The organism is Caballeronia sp. ATUFL_F1_KS4A (assembly GCF_023630905.1).
Lineage (GTDB): Bacteria > Pseudomonadota > Gammaproteobacteria > Burkholderiales > Burkholderiaceae > Caballeronia > Caballeronia zhejiangensis.
In genome coordinates, this window is record NZ_JALQEB010000010.1 from 130637 (window position 1) to 150006 (window position 19370).

General features: G+C 65.2%; 16 protein-coding genes. 5 read left to right on the top strand and 11 right to left on the bottom strand.

Translation table 11 applies throughout. The features are described 5' to 3' along the window. Positions 1–13 precede the first annotated feature (13 nt). Positions 14–334 carry a quaternary ammonium compound efflux SMR transporter SugE gene (gene sugE / locus NCS03_RS09545; RefSeq protein ID WP_008341930.1) on the bottom strand — a complete coding sequence of 107 codons (321 nt, stop codon included), beginning with the start codon at positions 332–334 and terminating at the stop codon, positions 14–16. A gap of 244 nt (positions 335–578) precedes the next feature. Between sugE and NCS03_RS09550 the strand changes: the two genes are divergently transcribed. Then, positions 579–2036, top strand: coding sequence for a cytochrome ubiquinol oxidase subunit I (locus NCS03_RS09550; RefSeq protein ID WP_244807443.1), 1458 nt, complete (start codon positions 579–581; stop codon positions 2034–2036). Positions 2037–2056: 20 nt separating this feature from the next. Then, the gene (gene cydB / locus NCS03_RS09555; RefSeq protein WP_250529095.1) at positions 2057–3064 is read left to right on the top strand and encodes a cytochrome d ubiquinol oxidase subunit II; all 1008 of its coding nucleotides are present in this window, start codon (positions 2057–2059) and stop codon (positions 3062–3064) included. Here the strand turns inward: cydB and NCS03_RS09560 are convergent, their stop codons facing one another. Genes NCS03_RS09560 through NCS03_RS09570 form a run of 3 tightly spaced genes read right to left on the bottom strand, consistent with a single transcriptional unit; the run spans position 3065 to position 5493 of the window. Then, positions 3065–3547, bottom strand: a complete 483-nt coding sequence (locus NCS03_RS09560; protein WP_250439974.1) for a hypothetical protein — start codon at positions 3545–3547, stop codon at positions 3065–3067. A 39-nt stretch (positions 3548–3586) separates the two neighbouring features. Further along, positions 3587–4153: a peroxiredoxin gene (locus NCS03_RS09565; protein ID WP_051996614.1), complete on the bottom strand. Its 567-nt coding sequence runs from the start codon at positions 4151–4153 to the stop codon at positions 3587–3589. A gap of 41 nt (positions 4154–4194) precedes the next feature. After that, on the bottom strand, positions 4195–5493 hold the full coding sequence (locus NCS03_RS09570) for an EAL and HDOD domain-containing protein (protein WP_008341935.1): 1299 nt from the start codon (positions 5491–5493) through the stop codon (positions 4195–4197). A gap of 464 nt (positions 5494–5957) precedes the next feature. Between NCS03_RS09570 and NCS03_RS09575 the strand changes: the two genes are divergently transcribed. After that, positions 5958–7838: a putative bifunctional diguanylate cyclase/phosphodiesterase gene (locus tag NCS03_RS09575; RefSeq protein WP_250502245.1), complete on the top strand. Its 1881-nt coding sequence runs from the start codon at positions 5958–5960 to the stop codon at positions 7836–7838. A 136-nt stretch (positions 7839–7974) separates the two neighbouring features. Continuing rightward, entirely contained in the window at positions 7975–9447 is a 1473-nt protein-coding gene (locus NCS03_RS09580) for an HDOD domain-containing protein (protein WP_008341937.1), read from the top strand. A 37-nt stretch (positions 9448–9484) separates the two neighbouring features. Here NCS03_RS09580 and NCS03_RS09585 read toward each other — a convergent pair whose 3' ends face one another. Then, complete coding sequence (locus NCS03_RS09585) at positions 9485–9928, bottom strand: hypothetical protein (protein ID WP_250529096.1); 444 nt, start codon at positions 9926–9928, stop codon at positions 9485–9487. A 157-nt stretch (positions 9929–10085) separates the two neighbouring features. Continuing rightward, positions 10086–11714: a methyl-accepting chemotaxis protein gene (locus tag NCS03_RS09590; RefSeq protein WP_008341939.1), complete on the bottom strand. Its 1629-nt coding sequence runs from the start codon at positions 11712–11714 to the stop codon at positions 10086–10088. A 344-nt stretch (positions 11715–12058) separates the two neighbouring features. Between NCS03_RS09590 and NCS03_RS09595 the strand changes: the two genes are divergently transcribed. Next, the gene (locus NCS03_RS09595; RefSeq protein WP_250496892.1) at positions 12059–13333 is read left to right on the top strand and encodes an MFS transporter; all 1275 of its coding nucleotides are present in this window, start codon (positions 12059–12061) and stop codon (positions 13331–13333) included. Positions 13334–13394: 61 nt separating this feature from the next. Here NCS03_RS09595 and NCS03_RS09600 read toward each other — a convergent pair whose 3' ends face one another. From NCS03_RS09600 to NCS03_RS09620, 5 genes are all read right to left on the bottom strand, one after another. Next, positions 13395–15287, bottom strand: coding sequence for a propionate--CoA ligase (locus NCS03_RS09600; RefSeq protein WP_250523010.1), 1893 nt, complete (start codon positions 15285–15287; stop codon positions 13395–13397). A gap of 95 nt (positions 15288–15382) precedes the next feature. Next, the gene (locus tag NCS03_RS09605) at positions 15383–15841 is read right to left on the bottom strand and encodes a hypothetical protein (RefSeq protein ID WP_250529097.1); all 459 of its coding nucleotides are present in this window, start codon (positions 15839–15841) and stop codon (positions 15383–15385) included. Continuing rightward, positions 15838–16104: a hypothetical protein gene (locus tag NCS03_RS09610; RefSeq protein WP_250529098.1), complete on the bottom strand. Its 267-nt coding sequence runs from the start codon at positions 16102–16104 to the stop codon at positions 15838–15840. The genes NCS03_RS09605 and NCS03_RS09610 overlap by 4 nt, the downstream gene beginning before the upstream one ends. A 131-nt stretch (positions 16105–16235) precedes the next feature. Continuing rightward, complete coding sequence (locus tag NCS03_RS09615; RefSeq protein WP_250434919.1) at positions 16236–16994, bottom strand: 5'-methylthioadenosine/adenosylhomocysteine nucleosidase; 759 nt, start codon at positions 16992–16994, stop codon at positions 16236–16238. Then, entirely contained in the window at positions 16991–19357 is a 2367-nt protein-coding gene (locus NCS03_RS09620; protein ID WP_008341949.1) for a UvrD-helicase domain-containing protein, read from the bottom strand. Before NCS03_RS09620 ends, NCS03_RS09615 begins: the two co-directional genes overlap by 4 nt. Positions 19358–19370 lie beyond the last annotated feature (13 nt).

Genomic DNA, 19370 nt, shown 5'->3' on the forward strand with positions numbered 1-19370 from the left:
GTTCCCGGCGCCCTCAGTGTCCTGACGAGAGCTTGAGCCCGATCAGCCCGGCGACGATCAGCACCGCGCTCAGGATGCGCGCCGCCGACAGCGCTTCGCCCATGAACACGATTCCGAAGACGAACGCGCCGACCGCGCCGATGCCCGTCCAAACGGCGTAGGCCGTGCCGAGCGGCAGTTGCTTCATGGCCATCGCGAGCAGGACGAAGCTGCCGAGCGCGGTGATGACGGTAAAGACGGACGGTCCGAGCCGGGTGAAGCCTTCGGACGATTTGAGACCGGCGGCCCAGGCGACTTCCAGCAGACCGGCGACGAAAAGAAGAATCCAGGACATCGAGCGACTCCCTTGAAAAATGGGGCCGTCCCCGACGAAACGATGCGCATGCGGTCGTCCGCATGGCTTAGGCGCGAAAGCCGAAGATTGTACCAAACGGGTGCATTCGCGGCAGGCGCACGCGGCGCTTCGCCGCGCGGCGTGTGGTCGCGTTCCTTAAAACCATGCTATTAAGGAGAAAAGCGCCCGCGCGAGGCGCGCCTTTGGACACATCCGCTGCAAAAAGCCTGAACAAGGAGCGTTCATGGATGTCGACTCGGTCCTGCTCTCCCGCTTCCAGTTCGCGTGGGTCGTCGCCTTTCACATTCTGTTGCCGGCCTTCACGGTCGGTCTGTCGTGCTTCATCGCGACGCTCGAATTCAACTGGTGGATCACGAAGCGCGACGTCTATCGTCGCCTGTCGGCGTTCTGGCTGAAAATTTTCGCGGTGTCGTTCGGCATGGGCGTGGTGTCGGGCATCGTGATGCCGTTTCAGTTCGGCACCAACTGGAGCCGTTTTTCGGATGCGACCGCGAACGTCGTCGGCCCGCTGATGGGCTACGAAGTGCTGACGGCGTTCTTCCTCGAATCGGCGTTTCTCGGCGTGCTGCTCTTCGGGCGCAAGCTCGTGCCGCAGTGGGCGCATGTGATGTCGGCGATTTTCGTCGCGGCGGGCACCGTGATCTCGTCGTTCTGGATTCTCGCCGTCAATAGCTGGATGCAGACGCCGCAAGGCCACCGCGTGCTGCCGGACGGCCGCTTCGAAGTGGTGAGCTTCTTCGACGTGATCTTCACGCCGTCGTTTCCGTACCGGCTCGGGCACACGGTGAGCGCGTTTCTCGTGACGGCCGGCTTCGTGATTCTCGGCGTCGGCGCGATGTATCTGCGCCAGCGCCGCGCGCTCGAGGAAAGCCGCGTGATGGTGAAGATGTCGCTGATCTTTCTCATCATCATGGTGCCGGTGCAGATGGTGATCGGCGACGCGCATGGACTCAACACGCTCAAGCATCAGCCGGCCAAGCTCGCGGCGATGGAAGCGCTCTGGGAATCCGGCACGCGCGTTCCGGCCAATCTCTTCTCGATTCCCGATCAGGACGAGGAACGCAATCACTTCGAAATCTCGATTCCGGTGCTCGGCAGCATCTATCTGACGCACGACCCGAACGGCTACGTGCGCGGCCTCAAGGACTTTCCGCGCGAGGACCGGCCGCCCGTCGCGGTCGTGTTCTTCGCCTTTCACATCATGGTCGGCATCGCGCTGCTGATGTTCGCGCTCGTGCTGTGGGGCATCGTGCAGTTCGCGCGCGGGCGCATCGAGACGAGCACGCGCTGGCTGCGCGCGGCGACGTGGGCGATGCCGCTCGGCTTCATCGCGGTGATCGCCGGCTGGACGACGACCGAGGCCGGCCGTCAGCCGTGGACCGTCTACGGCATCCTGCGCACGAAGGATTCGGTGACGCCCTCGCTCACCGCCGCCGATGTCGGTCTCTCGTGGCTGCTCTATGTGCTCGCCTATCTCGTGATCTTCGGCGCGGGTTTGTTCCTGCTGCGGCGGCTGGTGCGCGTCGGGCCGGCCGAAGTCGGCCATGCGCACGAAAAGGACGAACTCGATACGAAGGCGCGCGCGGCGCGTCCGCTGTCGGCGGTATCGGCGGGCGCGAACGGCGCGACGCCCCGCGTGAGCGAGGACGACATCGTGCCGCCCGGCCGCGGACGCAAATAAGCAACGAACCGGAGAACGCGATGCTCGATCTCGTGCCGCTGTGGGCCGCCATTCTCGCGCTGGCGGTGTTCATGTATGTGCTGCTCGACGGCTTCGATCTCGGCGTAGGCATGGTTTTTCTGCTGCGCCGCGACGCCGAATCGCGCAATCTGATGATCAACTCCGTCGCGCCCGTCTGGGACTTCAACGAGACCTGGCTCATTCTCGGCGGCGGCGGATTGTTCGCGGTGTTTCCGCTCGCGTTCGCGATCATCGTGCCGGCCGTTTATTTCCCGATTCTCTTCATGCTGCTCGGGCTGATCTTTCGCGGCGTCGCGTTCGAATTCCGCGAAGTGACCGGCGCGCGCAAATGGCTGTGGGACGGTGCGTTCGGCTGCGGCTCGCTCGTCGCGACGTTCTCGCAGGGCATCGTGCTCGGCATGTTCATCCAGGGCTTCCCGATCGAAGGCCGCGTCTACGCCGGCACGAGCTGGAACTGGGTCGCGCCGTTTCCGTTGCTCGTCGGCGTGGGGCTGATCTTCGGCTATGCGCTGCAAGGCACGACGTGGCTCGTGCTCAAGACCGAAGGCGAACTGCAGGACTGGAGCCGCAAGATGGCGCGCTATGCGCTCATCGGCGTGATCGCGTTCATTCTGCTCATCAGCCTGTGGACGCCGCTCAAGGACGCGCGCATTGCCGCGCGCTGGTTTGCCTTCCCCGACAGCCTGGCGTTCGCGCCGGTGCCTGTGCTCACCGTGCTGCTCGCGTGGACGCTCTGGTCGAGCCTCGCGAAAGACCGCGACGTGCTGCCGTTCCTGTGCTCGATCGGGCTCTTCTTTCTCGCGTTCACGGGGCTCATTATCAGCCTGTGGCCGTTCATCGCGCCGCCTTCGGTCACGCTCTGGGATGCGTCCGCCGCGCCCTTGTCGCATCAGTTTCTGCTGATCGGGACGATGTTTCTGCTGCCCGTCCTGATGATCTACGTGATCTGGTCGTACTGGGTGTTCCGCGGCAAGGTACGCGGCGACATGGGTTATCACGCGGAATAGTCAGAGCTTCTGCTGCGTGGCGAGCGACAGGAGGCGCGCCCATTTGTGCGCCTCGCCGCGATCGCGCATCGGCAGCGTCCATTCGCCGTGCTTCGCGTCCCGCACGTCGAGCACGACCTGCCACGCGCCGTTCGTTCCATTCGCCTGCCGCATGCGCGCGCCGCGCAGGTCCGCGAAGATATAGCTGCCGCGCTCGTCGCCGACGCGCACATCGCACAGACGCTTGCCCGCCGCGACCCGCACGCCGCCCCAGTCGGATTTGAGTTCGTGGGTCCAGTCGCCGTGTTCGCCTTTGCGCAGATTCGGCGCGATCTCGCGGCGGCTCGCGAGCCAGCGCATCACGCCCGCCGCGATGATCGCCAGCACGACGATCGCAACCGCCACCGCGACGCCGAGGCCGAAGTGCGCGTGTAGCGCGTCGAACGACCATATCGCGCCGTAAATCAGCAATCCTAAGACGATCAGTCCGACGACGATGGGCATCGCGCCTCCCGCACGCTCAATCGATGAGACCGCAGCGTATCACTGCGCCTTGTGCTTCGCGTTCCAGTCGCGCAGCGCCTGCAGCGTGTTGGCGACGTGCTGGTCCGGCGACAGGCTCGTGTATTCGTAGATGACGCGGCCGTCGGGCGCGATCACGTAGGACACGCGATTGGCCATCGTGCTTTTCATCGGCATGGAGGCGTCGTAGGACTTGATGATCTTCGAGTTTTCGTCCGCCGCGACCGGAAACTTGCTGCGGCATTCGCTCACCGAAAACTTCTTCAACGTATCGATGTTGTCGTGCGACACGCCGATGACCGTCGCGCCTTCGGCCTTGTACTGATCGACCGCTTCCGCGAACTCATGCGCCTCGATCGTGCAGCCCTTCGTGAACGCCGCCGGATAGAAGTACAGCACGACCGGGCCTTTCTTGAGGGCATCGGCGAGCGAATAGTCGTACACGTTGCCGCCGAGCGACGCCTGCGCGGTGAAGTCGGGCGCGGCATCCCCGGGCTTGAGCGTCGCGCCTGCGACGAGCGGATAAACGGCCGCGGCCGCGGCCATCGCCAGAACAGCAGCCGCTTTCATACCGGAAAATCTTTTCATGCGCGCTCCTTTCGAAGACCTCGTTCATGCAAAGACGCCAACTATGCGTCGTCCTCGCCCTGATCCATCCGGTGTTGCGCGAACCACGCCGCCGCTTCGAATTGCAGTTTAGCGAGCACCGCGGGCGTGAGCACGTCGAGCGATGGCTGCGCGTGCCGGCTCGCGTCGATGGCGGGCGCATCGCCCCGCTCGGCAGCCCGCGCGATGCCGAGCAGCGCGCCGAGCAAGCCTTCGCCCGCGAGAATGGCCGTGCGGATTTCGGCCGCCAGATGGAGCTTATCGAGAATTTCCACGGGCTGCATGTTCAGCACGACATGCACGAGCGAGAAGATGCCGGTCATGAACGCGGCGTCGGAAAAGGCTTCGTCGGCGGGACGCAGCTTTTCGGCCGCGAGCTCCAGGAAGCGCGCGCGCGTGCCGACGAGTTGCAGCAGCGGATCCGAGCGCCACGGCAAACCGCTGCCGTCCGCGTAAAGCAGCAGCTGCGCCCAGCGCATCAACTGGCGCGTGCCGGTCGCGGCGATCGCCTCGCGCAACGACGACACGCGCCGCCCGCGCGTCTGCGCACTCGAATTCGCGAGACGCATCAGCTGCACGACGATATCCGGATTGCGCTTCAGTTCCGCTTCCAGCTCGCGCAGGCCCGGCTCGCCGGCGAGCACGGCCATGAGGCGCAGGAGCGAGCCGCGCGCCGGGCTCTCGCGCCGCGCCGAAAGCACCTGCGGCCGCGCGAAGAAATAGCCCTGAAAGAGATCGAAGCCGAGACGTTTGGCGCGCGTCAGATCGTCGAACGTCTCGATCTTTTCCGCCACGAGCAGCTTGCCGCGCCGCTTCACCTCCGCAGCGAGTAGCGGCAGATGCCGATCGTCCGCGGCGAGGAAATCGACCTTGACGATATCGACGGTCGGCAGCGCGGCATGCAGCGCGTCGTCGAGCTTCACGACGTCGTCGAGCGCGAAGCGAAAGCCCGCGTTGCGCAACTGCGCGCAGCGTTTGAATAGCGACTCGTCGAACGTGATGCTTTCCAGCAGCTCCAGCACGAAACGCTCGGGCTGCATGATGTGGACGATGTCGTCGAACAGCAGCTCGCGGTTCATGTTCACGTAACCGGGATGCGGCCCGAGCACCGCCGGCACGCCCATCTCGCCGATCGTGCGCGCGACGACATGCGCGGTCGCCTGCACGTCGTCGTGGATGCGGGCGCGATTGTCGGGGCTGTCGCGAAAGAGCAGTTCGTAGGCGACGAGCGCGCCTTCGCCGTCGAGGATCGGCTGACGCCCGACATAGACGCTTTGCCCGCGCCGCGCCGATGCCGCGCGCTTCAGGGAAGAATCGGGCATGGCGCGGACCGGTCGGATGCGCGCGGCGGCGCCGTGAAGCGTTGCGTGATGGCCGGCTCGATGGCCTTGGCTATGGCACAGGCCGGCCGCTTGGTGGATTCGATCATGGGGCGAACGAGTCGAACGGAATTCTGATGGTCAACAGCACGGCGAAAGCCCTGCGTCCGGCGGCACACCGACGAGAGAACGGGTTCCCGGCCGCAAACGCGCCACTGTAACCGAATTCTCCTGACGAGATAATATGAAACCTCATATCGACAATTCCTGGACATTCTTGATGCCGCGATGCGCCCGCCGCATCCGCGCCGCCGGTTAAAGAAATCCCCGATCGCGCCGATAACTCGCCTGATAGAGCGTGTCGCGCCTCATTGCGGCACGTCCCGGCCGGAACCCGCGAGGCGCGTGTTCCGCGCGCCGCCGCCTGGCCGAAAAAGCAGGCGCTGCCGCCAGAAACCAACGAGACCATGCAAGCGAACCGGATCAACGTCTCCCGCCGCGCACCGTGGCGCATCGCGCTCGATGCGCTCTCTCGCGCATGGGGAAGCGCCGCGCGCGAGCGGCATCCCGAGAGCGCCGGGGAGCCGCCCGCGCCCGCGACATCGCCCAAGGCCGGCGCGCCGGATGCGCCCGTCGCCGCCGTCGCGAATGCCCTGACCGACGCGTCCGAGGCCACGCTCGGCGCGGTCGACTTCCTCGCCCAGCTCGACGATGCGCTGCGCTTCCAGTATGTATCGGATGCGAGCATCGAGTTCATCGGCTATCACCGCGATTATCTGAGCATGCTGACGCTGCACGATCTCGTCGCATCCGAGGAAGCCGACGAGCTGCATGCGCTCGTCGCGCGGGCGCGCGTGAGCGGCAAGCTCGAATCGGCGACGCTGACGGTCGTGAAGTCGCTCACCTATCCGATCTGCGTCGAGTTGCGGCTCGTGTCGACGGCCGCGCGCGGCATGCCCGGCTTCGCGCTCGCCGCCTTCGACGTGACGCACTGGCGCGAGCGCGAAGCGGCGCTCGTGCATACGATCAATCACGATGCGCTGACGGGCCTCGACAATCTCATCGCCCTGAAGGCCGCGATCGTTGCGGCGCAGGACGAAGCCGAACTCACGCGCACGCACGCGGGACTCGTGCTGCTCGACATCGACGATTATCAGCGCATCAACCGCGCGCTCGGCTACGACGCCGGTGACGAGCTACTGCGCGAAACCGCGCGGCGCATCCAGCATACGGCGGGACACGGCGAGCGCGTCGCGCGCGTGGCCGGCGACGAATTCGCCGTGCTGCTGCCGCCCGGCACCACGGCGGAACTCGCCGAAAGTCTCGGGCGGCGCTTGCTCACCGCGATCGCGCAGCCCTACCGGCATCGCGGGCAGCACACGCATTTGTCGGCGAGCGTGGGCGTCGCGCTGTATCCGGATCAGGCGGGCAGGCTCGCGAAAAGCGAAGCGCAGACCAACCTCTTGCGCATGGCCGATCAGGCGCTCGCGCAGGCGAAGGAATCGGGCGGCAATGCGCTCGTCTTCCACACGATCGACGACAACCCCGCCGACGCCGAGCGCCTCAAGCTCGAAGCGGACCTGTACGAAGCCGTGCGCAACGGTGAGTTCTCGCTCTACTTCCAGCCGATCACGAAGATCCGCACGGGCGCGGTGGTCGGCGTGGAAGCGCTGATGCGCTGGAATCATCCGGTGCACGGGCTCGTGCCGCCGTCGACGTTCATTCCGCTCGCGGAATCCATCGGCCTCATCAATTATCTGGGCAACTGGGTGCTGAAGGCCGCGTGCATGCAGATCGTGCAGTGGGACGCGATCGGCATCCGGCTCGATTACGTGTCGGTGAACGTGTCGCCGCAGCAGTTCCGCGACAAACGATTCACCGCCGCAGTGAAGGAAGCGCTCGCGCTCACCGGCATCGACGCGCGGCGGCTCGTGTTCGAGATCACCGAAAGCCTTTTGATGCACGATCCGGAGGAAGCGACGCGCCTGCTCGAAACGCTGACGACGATCGGCATCCGCTTCGCCGTCGACGATTTCGGCACCGGCTATTCGAGCCTCGCCTATTTGCAACGTTTTCCGCTCTCGAAGCTCAAGATCGACCGCAGCTTTGTCGAGAACCTGATTACGTCCCGAAACAATCGCGCGATCGTGAGCGCGGTGGTCGGGCTGGCGCAATCGCTCGGACTGGAGCTGGTGGCCGAAGGCGTCGAAACCGAGGCGCAGCGGGATTTGCTCGCGGACCTGGGATGCGACCATATTCAGGGCTGGCTCATCAGCCATGCGTTGCCGTCGGACGAGCTGGCGCGCTCGTTCCAGTCGCATTCGCTCGTATTGCACGAGACATTATGAACGGACGATTGTTCGTGTTTTAATCGAAGCACGCGCCGTAACTCCCTAATAACGTGTACATTTCGTTGTTGGGTGCTGGATTGCAGGACCGCCTCGGGTTAGCCGTCGCGTAACGAACGAGTTCTTATTTTTTGCAATGGCACGCACCAAGGCCGAACTACTGGACAAGCTGTGGTCGCGCATGAGCGAGCGCGGGGATTTCCCCATGCTGTCTCAGGCGCTGCGCTCGACTGTGTCCGCAATGAGCGATGACGACCTCGACTTCACGTCCCTCGTGCAAGTCGTGCTGTCGGACGTCGGCCTCACGCAGAAGGTGCTGCGGCTCGCCAACTCGGCGATGTACATCGCGTTCGGCGGCAACATCACCACCGTCACGCGCGCGTTGATGGTGCTCGGCATGGACGCCGTCGGTCATCTCGTCGTCGGGTTGAAGCTCGTCGACCACTTCCATCAGAGCGCGCCGCGCCGTATCGACGCGAAGCTCGAACTAAACCGCACCCTGCTCTCGGGCGCGGTTGCGCGGCAGCTCACCGAGCACAAGGACTTGCGCTCCGCCGAGGAAGCGGTCGTCTGCACGCTGATGCGGCAGATCGGCAAGCTGCTCGTCGCGTTCTATCTCGAACACGAGTGGGATCAGTTGCGCCGCAAGGCCGCTTCGGAAAACATCCCCGACAGCGCCGCCTGTGCCGCGCTGCTCGGCGTCACCTTCGACGAGATCGGCCTCGAAGCGGCGGACCGCTGGCGTCTGCCCGAGACGATTCGCGAAGGAATGCGCGCGACCGATCCGAACGCGCCCGTCGATGAAACCGTGCCGAAGCACGTTCGCTGGCTGCGCGCGATCTCCAACTATTCGACCGAAGTCGCGGACGCGCTCACGGCGCAAAACGTGGCCGCGGACGGCCGCGAATCGGTGCTCTTCGATATCGCGAACCGCTACACCGGACCGCTCAACACCGACGCCGACACGCTCACGTCGATGAGCCTCGCGCTCGCGAACGAAGAAGCGAGCGACGGCGTGATGCGCGAGATCTCCGAGCTGCAGGCCAACGCCGATGCCATGGCGCGCGCGAACGTATCGGCGGAGGCGCGCATCGGCGCGAGCGTCGCGGACTTGCGCTCGTTGCCGTCGAAGAATGCGCTCGCGCCAGCGCTCGCGCTCGCGTCGGAATCGATACTCGGCAGCCTGCATCTGTCGCGCACCGTGGTGTTCGTGCGCCAGGCCAACAACGAATTCCACGCGCGTCTCGGCCTCGGCGCGGGCGTCGAGCCGATGTTGCCGAAACTGCGCTTCTCGGCGGAGTTCCGGCCCGACGTGTTTCATCTCGCGATCAGCAATCCGGTCGGCATCTTCATCGAGAACGCGCACGACGCGCGCATCGACGCCCGCCTGCCGCGCTGGTACAAGGAGACGCTCGGCGAAGCGCAGGCGTTCGTCGTGCTGCCGGTGAAATCGAACGATACGACCGTCGCGCTGATCTACGGCGACTGGACCTCGCCGCAACACGTGCGCAAGATCTCGCCCGCCGAGATGAGCGCACTGAACGAGCTCACGAAGGAGCTGAGCCGTTTTTTCTTTAGCGCGAACTGGAAGGAAGTCGAGCTCATCTGAGCGGCTTCCTTCTTGCGCGCAGACCCCTTCCTCCGCCTTATTCCCGCTTCAGAATCGCCACGGCCTGCTCGCCGTATCGCACGATATAGCCGCCGTGCGCGCGCTGCCATTCGCGTGCTTCCGATTCGTTCGCAAACCAGTTCTTCTCGTAGTCGTTGAACGCGCCGGCGTCGAGCAGGTAGCGGTCGATCGCCACGTCCGGCTGTTCGTCGATGTGGGATTTGCACGCGTCCCAGCCTGGGTAGCCGAGTTCGACGGCGAGCATCGAAAGCAGATGCTTCAGTTGCAGATCGTCGCGCATCGCGTGCAGATCGGCGAGGCGTTCCGCGCGCGTGACGTTCGTCGCGAGCAGGCGGCGCAGAACGGGCATCGACGCGCTCGTATCGCCGTCGCGGGCGTGACGAAGCAGACGCCGCGCATGTTCGCGCAGATAGTCGCTATTGGAAACGGAAGAAGAGATCGGACAGGATGTAGACCACATGACGTTGTTCCTTTGTTGCGCCGTTCTCGCTGCGGCTATAAAGGTTCGACGTTGCGGTTCGATCCAAAGTTGAGGTGCTGCACGGCAGGTGCGTAAGACTTTCGCGAGACCGGGCGCCCTGCCGCGCCCGTCCGCGATTCTATCCTCAAGCCTTGCGTCAAGCCAACTGGAATTTTCCGACGAGCGACTTGAGCGCGCGCGCCTGATCGTCGAGCGATTGCGCGGCGGCCGCCGCCTGTTCGACGAGCGCGGCGTTCTGCTGCGTGTTCGCGTCCATCTTCGTGACGGCCTCGCCGATCGACTCGATGCCCGTCTTCTGCTCCGCCGATGCCGCCGAGATCTCGCCCATGATGTCCGTGACGCGGCGCACGGCCTTGACGACTTCCTCCATCGTGGCGCCCGCTTCCTGCGCGTAGGTCGAGCCGTCCGACACGCGCGACACCGATGTATCGATGAGCCCTTTGATCTCCTTCGCCGCCGACGACGAACGCTGCGCGAGACTGCGCACCTCGCCCGCGACGACCGCGAAGCCGCGTCCCTGCTCGCCCGCGCGCGCCGCTTCGACCGCCGCGTTCAGCGCGAGGATGTTGGTCTGGAACGCGATGCCCTCGATCACGCCGATGATGTCGCCGATGCTCTTCGCGCTCGCATCGATGCGCTGCATCGTTTCGACGACGCGGCCCACGACCGCGCCGCCCTTCTCCGCGATCTCCGACGCGCTCGCCGCGAGCGTGCTCGCCTGCTTCGCATTGTCGGCGTTCTGACGCACCGTCGACGTGAGCTGCTCCATGCTGGCCGCGGTTTTTTCCAGCGCGACGGCCTGCTCCTCGGTACGGCGCGACAAGTCGACGTTGCCCGTTGAAATCTCGCTCGATGCCGAAGCGATCGCCTCCGCGCTCGCCGCTATATCGCCGACGGTCGACGACAGTCCCGCCTGCATTTCGGAGAGCGCGTGAAGCATCGACGCGTCGTCGCGACGCTTGAGCTTGACCGGATACGCGAGATCGCCCGATGCGATGCGACGCGCGATGTCCTTCGCATAACCGGGCTCGCCGCCGAGCTGGCCGGCGAGACGCCGCACGACCCATTCGGAGACGACGATCGCGAGCGCGAACAACGCGAGCGTCAGCACCGACACCATCACGAACGACGAATGGAAGATGAACGCGGCGGATTCGATCGTCGCCTTGGCTGCGGCGCCGCGGCGCGCGACGAGTTCATCGACCATCTTTTCGAGCTTGCCCGTTTCGACGAGCAGCGACACGTCCTGCATGCCGACTTGCCAGTTCATCTGCGAGAGATCGAGCGGTTGCTCCTTCACGAGCTTCACGAACGTCCGCAGATTCTCGGCCCACTTGCCGAGCGCGATCGAGAAGTTCTTTTGCTGCGCGAGCGCGTCCTTGTCGGCGTGATCGATGTATTGCGCGAGCTGCGCCTGTTCACGTCCGATTTCGGCGAGCGATTGCTCGATCTGCGCGCCGAGATCGTCGCGCTCTTTCGCCGTGCTCGCGGTGAGCAGCATCTTCTGCGACCGGCTCGCGCGCAGCAGATAGCCGCGCGTTTCCTCGGCCGCGCGGCTCGCGACGTAGCCTTGCGTGTAGATGGATTCGGTCGCGCCGTTCAGACGGCTGATCTGCGTGAGCGAAATTGCGCCGATGACGAGCGTGCCCGCGAGCACGAGTCCGAAAGCCAGCCTGAGCGATGCCTTGACTGATAGCGTGCGCTTCGCTTCGTCATGCGCCATGAAGCCCGCGTCTTTTGCGCCGCGTAGCGAAAACAGTTTCATCGATCGAATCCCCGAATTTGTTCTTTGGACTAGGCCGTCGTGAGGCGTGTCCTGGTCTGATCCCTGCCGGGAATACGGCAGGTTTGCGGGCTTTCTTGAGCCTTTTTTTAGCAGGAGCGCACGTTCGTTCGCTCCGCCGTCGCTTCTTATAACCGGCCAAAAAACCTTGCGTGCGACGAAATCGCAGCTTGATTCGCTGCCGATCCTGTCCGATTCGCGACAAAGCTTGGCAGGACAACGCGTCGGGGACAGCCTACACTTGTCAGAAATTCAGTCTGCGCATAAATGTCGCACTGACAAAAGATCGATTCCGAGACGCTTTCCTGCTTTCACAAGCCATCACTATGCAAACGAGCATCGACAAGGGCGCTTTGTCGCCTTCCGGCGCATCGGCCGGCGCTTCCGCCAACGCTTCTGCAAACGCTTCCGCCGCGACATCAGCGGGCGCGCAACGCACCGTTTATTCCGTTCTGGGCGCGATCAGCTTTTCGCACCTTTTGAACGACATGATCCAGTCGCTGATTCTGGCGATCTATCCGATGTTCAAGAGCGAATTCGCGCTCACGTTCGGACAGATCGGCCTCATCACGCTCGTGTATCAGGTGACGGCTTCGCTGCTGCAACCGCTCGTCGGCCTGTACACGGACAAGCATCCGAAGCCGTATTCGCTTCCGGTCGGCATGGGCTTCACGCTGTCGGGTCTCTTGCTGATGTCGGTCGCGGGCAGCTTCGGCACGCTCTTGATCGCGGCGGCGCTGGTCGGCTGCGGATCGTCGGTGTTTCATCCGGAATCGTCGCGGGTGGCGCGCATGGCGTCGGGCGGCAAGCACGGTCTCGCGCAGTCGCTCTTTCAGGTCGGCGGCAACGCGGGTTCGTCGTTGGGTCCCTTGCTCGCCGCGCTGATCGTCATCCCGCACGGGCAAAAGAGCATCGCGTGGTTCTCGGTGGCCGCGCTCGTCGCGATGTTCGTGCTGGCGAATATCGGCCGCTGGTACAAGCGTCATCCGGCGACGAAGAAGGGCCGCGCGCAGACCGCGCACGCGACGCTGCCGCGCAACAAGGTCGTCATGGCGATGAGCGTGCTCGTGCTGCTCGTGTTCTCGAAGTACTTCTATCTGGCGAGCATCACGAGTTACTTCACGTTCTATCTGATCAGCAAGTTCGGCATCTCGGTGCAGGCCGCGCAGATCCATCTGTTCGTGTTCCTCGCGTCGGTGGCGGCGGGCACGATCATCGGCGGTCCGGTCGGCGACAAGGTCGGGCGCAAGGCGGTGATCTGGGTGTCGATTCTCGGCGTCGCGCCGTTCACGCTCTTGATGCCTTACGCGAACCTGTTCTGGACGGGCGTGCTGTCGGTGATCATCGGGCTCGTGCTGGCATCGGCGTTCTCGGCGATTCTCGTGTATGCGCAGGAACTGATTCCGGGCAAGGTCGGGATGGTCGCGGGCTTGTTCTTCGGATTCGCGTTCGGCATGGGCGGCGTGGGCGCGGCGGTGCTCGGGCATCTCGCGGATGCGACCAGCATCGATTATGTGTACAAGGTTTGCGCGTTCCTGCCGTTGCTGGGCGTGTTGACGGTGTTGTTGCCGAAGACGCATGAGGGGAAGGCGAAGGCCTGAGCGCACGCGATGACGATCACAACGGGCACGCCGGACCGCGTGCCCGTTGTGTTTTGGGCGCTCAGTTTCCCAACGCCTCCCTCACCTGCATCAACGCGCCCGGATCCTCGATCGTCGGCAGCTCGCCCGGATCGCGCCCTTCCGCCAACGCCGCGATCGCGCGTCGCAGCAGCTTCCCCGAACGCGTCTTCGGCAGCATCGTCACGAAATGCACGCGCGCCGGACGCGCGATCGCGCCGAGCTGCGAATCCACCGCGTGACACAACTCCGCTTCCATGCCCTCGCGCGCGCCCGGCGCATTGATGCGATCCGCATCGCGCAGCACGACGAACGCCGCGGCCGCCTGCCCCTTCACGGAATCGGCGATGCCGACCACCGCGACCTCCGCGACCGCCGGATGCGCCGACAACGCCTCTTCGATCTCGCGCGTGCCGAGCCGATGCCCCGCCACGTTGATGACATCGTCGGTGCGGCCGAGGATCGACACGTAGCCGTCCTCGTCCTGCACACCCCAGTCGAAGGTCGAATAGACCATCTGATTCGGCACGCTCTTCCAGTACGTGTCGACGAAGCGCTGGTCGTCGCGCCACACCGTCTGCATGCAGCCCGGCGGCAGCGGATACGCCAGCGTGACGACGCCCTTCTCGCCGGGCGCGCAGGCATCGCCGGTCGCTTCGTTGCGCAGCGTAAGATTGAAGCCCATCGACGGTACGCCCGGCGAGCCGAGCTTCGACGGCAATTCTTCGATGCCGCGCGGAATCGCGATCATCGGCCAGCCGGTTTCCGTCTGCCAGTAATTGTCGATGACGGGCTTTTTCAACGCGCTCTGGATCCAGTGCGCAGTCGGCTCGTCGAGCGGCTCGCCCGCGAGAAACAGCGTGCGCAGGCTCGACAGATCGTATTTCTCCATCAGCGCCGGATCCTGCTTCTTCAGCACGCGGATCGCGGTCGGCGCGGTGAACATCAGATTGATCTTGTACTGCTGGACGAGCCGCCACCAGATGCCGCCGTCGGGACGAATCGGCGTGCCTTCGTACATCACGGTCGTGAGGCCGGCGATCAGCGGCGCATAAATGATGTAGCTGTGCCCCACGACCCAGCCGATGTCCGATGCGGTGAACATCGTGTCGCCCGGCGCGCCCTGAAAGACGTGCTCCATCGATGCGGCGAGCGCGACCGCGTAACCGCCGACATCGCGCTGCACGCCCTTCGGCCTGCCCGTCGTGCCGGACGTGTAGAGCACGTACGACGGCTCGTTCGATTCGAGCCATTCGCACGGCACGTGCGCGTCGAAAAATTGCTCGCGCAGCGGTTCGTACGCGACGAGATAACTCGCCTGCAAGCGCTCGGGCGCGAGTTGCCGGTCGATCAAGAGCACTTGCGGCACCTTGTATTCGGCGCGCGAGAGCGCTTCGTCGACGAGCGGCGTGTAGTCGATCACCTTGCCCGCGCGCGCGCCGGCATCGGCGGTGACGATGAGCGCAGGCTCGGCATCGTCGATGCGCGCCGCGAGATTCGGCGCCGCGAAGCCGCCGAACACGACCGAGTGGATCGCGCCGATGCGCGCGCACGCGAGCATCGCGAAGAGCGCTTCGGGAATCATCGGCAGATAGATGAGCACGCGATCGCCCTTCTTCACGTGCAGCGAGCGCATGACGGCTGCCATGCGGTTCACTTCCGCGTGCAGCTCGGCGTAGGTGTAGCGGCGCTCGATGCCCGTTTCCGTCGATACGTAGACGAGCGCGTCCTGTTGCGCACGCGACGCGAGATGCCGGTCGACGGCGTTATGGCACAGATTGGTCTTGCCGCCGACGAACCACCGCGCGAACGGCGGCTTGCTGCGGTCGAGCACCCGCTCGAACGGCGTCTGCCAGTGAATGCGACGGGCCTGTTCGGCCCAGAACGCTTCGGGCTCGTCGATCGACCGTCGATACGCTTCTCGGTAAGTCGGCATGCGCGTCCTCTGCAAAGCGGCGTTGGCTGAGCCCTGAGCATAGAGCAGCCGTCCAACCCGCGCCAGACCGGGCGCGCCCTGATCGGTCCGGCGCGTCAGAGCGCCCGGGTTCGCGCTGCGGCGCGGCCCTCGGACGCGGTGTGCTTGAGCAGCACCGGCGCAAGCTCGCCCGCGACGCGCATGCTCGACACGACGACCGTTCGTACGCCGCATCCGTCCGTCAATGCGCGCAGCGTTTCTCGCGTGCTCGCGCGCGCCTCGATGCGCGGTTCGATCAGGATCAGGCCGCGGCAGTACGCGGCCAGCATCGTGCGATGCGTGCGCATCCACGCGGCGCGCAGACGGGCGTCGGCGGCGGTTTCGTTTGCGTCGTGCTCGGCCACGAGAACGAAAGGCGTCGCGAGGGACACGAGACGGCGCATCTGCGCGCCCCATGCGAACGCATAGCCCGGTTTCACGGCGCGCGGACGCAGGCGCACGAGCGGGAATCGGCTCGCGTCGAAAAGACGCTCGTCGAGTTCGATGGATTTCGGTGCGAGGTCGGCGGCGTTCACAGCGGTTTCGGACTCCAGTAGTTGAGCGCGGCGACGAGCGACGGCCAGCGGGAACGCCGCGGCACCACGCGTTTCTTGGGCTGCGTGGCGCGTGGCGCGCGGCGAGCCAACTCCTGCGCCGTCGCCTCCGTCCACGCGCGGCGCGTGGTTTCGAGCACTCTCGCGGCGTTCGCCGAAACAGCGCAACGCTCGCCCCGCTCGCCGCTTTCGGACGCCGGGCGCGCCTCGCCCATCGTGCCGATGGCGGTGAAATCGTTGGTCATGTCGTCGGGCCTCCTGTGTCTGCCTCACGGTGTGCGAGTCATTGTATTGAGAATCATTCTCAACTACAAGCAGGATTTTCGACGATGCGCGGCCCGTGGAAAGCCGCGTCCGCGTGGGATTCGGCGCTCGATCAGCCGGCAGCGCGGAGAAAGCGCGACAAAATGCCCGACGAGTAAGTCGCGGCGATCGACGTCAGAAATTCGGTGAACGATAGCGGCGCGGCGGCGTCCGCCGCATCGGAAATGGTCCGCACGACCGCGCACGGCACGCCGTGCTCGTAGCAGACCTGCGCGATGGCCGCGCCTTCCATTTCGACCGCGAGCGCGTCGGGCAGCGCGTCGCGCAAGCCGAAGAGCGCGTCGTGGCTCGCGATGAAGCGATCGCCGCTCACGATCAGCCCGCGATGCACGCGCGGCCCGGCGACGGCGAAGCGCTCCGTCAGCGTACCGCCCTCGTCGGCGATGAACGCATCGGCGGCGGCGGCGAGCGCATCGGAAAGCGCGCGATCGGCGCCGAAGCGCGCGCGGTCGAGCAGCGGCACTTCGTAGCGCGGAAAGAGCGGCGATGCGTCGAGATCATGCTGCAGCAAAGCATCGGCGATGACGACATCGCCCACTTGCACGTCCGCCCGCACGCCGCCCGCGACGCCTGTGAAGACGATCGCATCGGTTTCGAACACATGGATGAGCGCGCTCGCGGTCGCGGCCGCCGCCACCTTGCCGATGCGCGCGAGCGTGACGACGGCCGGCAGCCCATGCGCGTCGCCGACGTAATACTCGCGCTGGCCGAGCGTCACGGTGCGAACTTCGCCTGCCGAGCGCATCTGCGCGATGAGGTCGCCCAGTTCCTGCGGCAGCGCCGCCATGATGCCGAGCCGCTTCGTCTTCATTCGACGGCCTGCAGTTTCGCCACGGCCAGCGCGAGCCACTTTTCGCCGTGGCGCTTGAAGCGCACTTGCGCGCGCGCGTCGCCGCCCGAGCCTTCCAGCGCGGTCACGGTGCCTTCGCCGAACTTCGTATGGAACACGGCCTGGCCGACCTTGAAGCCGGATTCCGCCGCGCGCTGCTCGTTGGCGAACGACGGCAATGCCGCGCTGGCGCCCTGATCCCGCGCATAGCCGGAAGAACCGCCGCGCTCCTGTCCGGGACGCGCAAACCAGTCGCGGCCCCAGCCGGCGTTGTCGGCGCGTCCGCCCCAGCGCGCGCCCGCCTCCATCTTCGGCGTGAGCCACTTGAGCGAGCCTTCGGGCAATTCGTCGAAGAAACGCGAACGGATGTTGTAGCGCGTCTGGCCGTGCAGCATGCGGCTCTGCGCGAACGACAGATAAAGCCGCTCTTTCGCGCGTGTGATCGCCACGTACATGAGACGCCGCTCTTCCTCCAGCCCGTCCGATTCCTGCGCGCTGTTCTCGTGCGGGAACAAGCCCTCTTCCAGCCCGGTGATGAACACCGCCGTGAATTCGAGGCCCTTGGCCGCGTGCACGGTCATCAGTTGCACGGCGTCCTGGCCGGCCTGCGCCTGGTTGTCGCCGGCTTCGAGCGATGCGTGCGACAGGAAGCCGGCGAGCGGCGTCATCGTGTCGGGATTCTGCGCGGGATCGGCGATGCCGGGCGCATCGAGCACTTCGATCTCGCCGTCCTCGCTGACGATCTCCGGCAGCGCCGACGCGCCCGGACGCAGCGGAATGGAGCGCGCGGGCGTATCGAGCCCGTAGCCTTCCTCGCTGACGAACGCCGCCGCCGCATTCACGAGTTCCTGCAAATTCTCGAGCCGATCCTGGCCCTCGCGCTCGGTTTCGTAGAACGCGGCGAGACCGCTCGCGCGCACGACGTATTCGACGGTTTCCGGCAGGCTCATCTGCTGCGTTTCGGCGCGCATTTTCGCGATGAGCGTCGCGAATGCGCCGAGGCTCGTGCCCGCCTTGCCGGTGACGTACGGCACGGCGGCGGCCATCGAACAGTTGTAGAGACGCGCCGCGTCGGCCACTTGCTCGATGGAGCGCGCACCGATCCCGCGCGTCGGGAAATTGACGACGCGCGCGAACGCGGTGTCGTCGTTCGGATTGTCGATGAGACGCAAATACGCGAGCGCATGCTTCACTTCCTGCCGCTCGAAGAAGCGCAGACCGCCATACACGCGATACGGAATGCCCGCGTTCACGAGCGTATGTTCGATGGTCCGCGACTGCGCGTTGCTGCGATAAAGCACCGCGACCTCGCCGCGCGACACGCCCGTATTGATGAGCGCCTTGATTTCCTCGACGATCCAGCCCGCTTCCTGCGAATCCGTTGCGGCCTCGTAGACGCGCACCGGCTCGCCGTGTCCCGCGTCGGTGCGCAGATTCTTGCCGAGCCGGTTGGCGTTGTTGGCGATCAGATAGTTCGCGGTATCGAGAATATGGCCGTGCGAGCGATAGTTCTGCTCCAGCTTGATGAGATTGCGCACGCGGAATTCGCGCTCGAAATCGTGCATGTTGCCGACGTTCGCGCCGCGGAACGCGTAGATCGACTGGTCGTCGTCGCCGACCGCGAAGATCGCGTTGTGCTCGCCCGCGAGCAGCTTGAGCCACGCGTACTGCAGCTTGTTCGTGTCCTGAAACTCGTCGACGAGAATGTTGCGAAAGCGCGCCTGATAATGCGCGCGCAGCGGCGGATTGTGCGCGAGGAGTTCATAACAGCGCAGCAGCAGCTCGGGAAAATCGACGACGCCTTCGCGCTGGCATTGCTGATCGTAGGCTTCGTAAAGCTCGACGAACTTGCGATTGAACGCATCGGTGGCGTCGACGTCTTTCGGACGCAGGCCCTGCTCCTTCGCGTTGTTGATGAAGTACTGCAGATTCTTCGCCGGATACTTCTCGTCGTCGACGTTCAGGCCTTTCATCAGCCGCTTGATCGCGGACAGCTGGTCGGCCGTGTCGAGAATCTGGAATGTCTGCGGCAGGCCGGCGTCGCGGTAATGCGCGCGCAGCATGCGGTTGCACAAGCCGTGAAACGTGCCGATCCACATGCCGCGCGTATCGATGGGCAGCAGCGCGGACAGGCGCGCCATCATCTCGCGCGCGGCCTTGTTCGTGAAGGTGACGGCGAGCACGGTCGGCGGCGACGCGTAGCCCTGCTGGATCAGCCACGCGATGCGCGTGATGAGCACGCGCGTCTTGCCGCTGCCGGCGCCCGCGAGAATGAGCGCGGGCTCGTCCGGGAGCGTCACGGCGGCGAGTTGTTCGGGATTCAGATTCGCGAGCAGGTCGGGCATGGGAAAGAGGCGT

Excerpts from the sequence above, each read along its gene's own strand:
- sugE (WP_008341930.1), bottom strand. The coding sequence starts at position 334 with ATGTCCTGGATTCTTCTTTTCGTCGCCGGTCTGCTGGAAGTCGCCTGG.
- NCS03_RS09550 (WP_244807443.1), top strand. The coding sequence starts at position 579 with ATGGATGTCGACTCGGTCCTGCTCTCCCGCTTCCAGTTCGCGTGGGTC.
- cydB (WP_250529095.1), top strand. The coding sequence starts at position 2,057 with ATGCTCGATCTCGTGCCGCTGTGGGCCGCCATTCTCGCGCTGGCGGTG.
- NCS03_RS09560 (WP_250439974.1), bottom strand. The coding sequence starts at position 3,547 with ATGCCCATCGTCGTCGGACTGATCGTCTTAGGATTGCTGATTTACGGC.
- NCS03_RS09565 (WP_051996614.1), bottom strand. The coding sequence starts at position 4,153 with ATGAAAAGATTTTCCGGTATGAAAGCGGCTGCTGTTCTGGCGATGGCC.
- NCS03_RS09570 (WP_008341935.1), bottom strand. The coding sequence starts at position 5,493 with ATGCCCGATTCTTCCCTGAAGCGCGCGGCATCGGCGCGGCGCGGGCAA.
- NCS03_RS09575 (WP_250502245.1), top strand. The coding sequence starts at position 5,958 with ATGCAAGCGAACCGGATCAACGTCTCCCGCCGCGCACCGTGGCGCATC.
- NCS03_RS09580 (WP_008341937.1), top strand. The coding sequence starts at position 7,975 with ATGGCACGCACCAAGGCCGAACTACTGGACAAGCTGTGGTCGCGCATG.
- NCS03_RS09585 (WP_250529096.1), bottom strand. The coding sequence starts at position 9,928 with ATGTGGTCTACATCCTGTCCGATCTCTTCTTCCGTTTCCAATAGCGAC.
- NCS03_RS09590 (WP_008341939.1), bottom strand. The coding sequence starts at position 11,714 with ATGAAACTGTTTTCGCTACGCGGCGCAAAAGACGCGGGCTTCATGGCG.
- NCS03_RS09595 (WP_250496892.1), top strand. The coding sequence starts at position 12,059 with ATGCAAACGAGCATCGACAAGGGCGCTTTGTCGCCTTCCGGCGCATCG.
- NCS03_RS09600 (WP_250523010.1), bottom strand. The coding sequence starts at position 15,287 with ATGCCGACTTACCGAGAAGCGTATCGACGGTCGATCGACGAGCCCGAA.
- NCS03_RS09610 (WP_250529098.1), bottom strand. The coding sequence starts at position 16,104 with ATGACCAACGATTTCACCGCCATCGGCACGATGGGCGAGGCGCGCCCG.
- NCS03_RS09615 (WP_250434919.1), bottom strand. The coding sequence starts at position 16,994 with ATGAAGACGAAGCGGCTCGGCATCATGGCGGCGCTGCCGCAGGAACTG.
- NCS03_RS09620 (WP_008341949.1), bottom strand. The coding sequence starts at position 19,357 with ATGCCCGACCTGCTCGCGAATCTGAATCCCGAACAACTCGCCGCCGTG.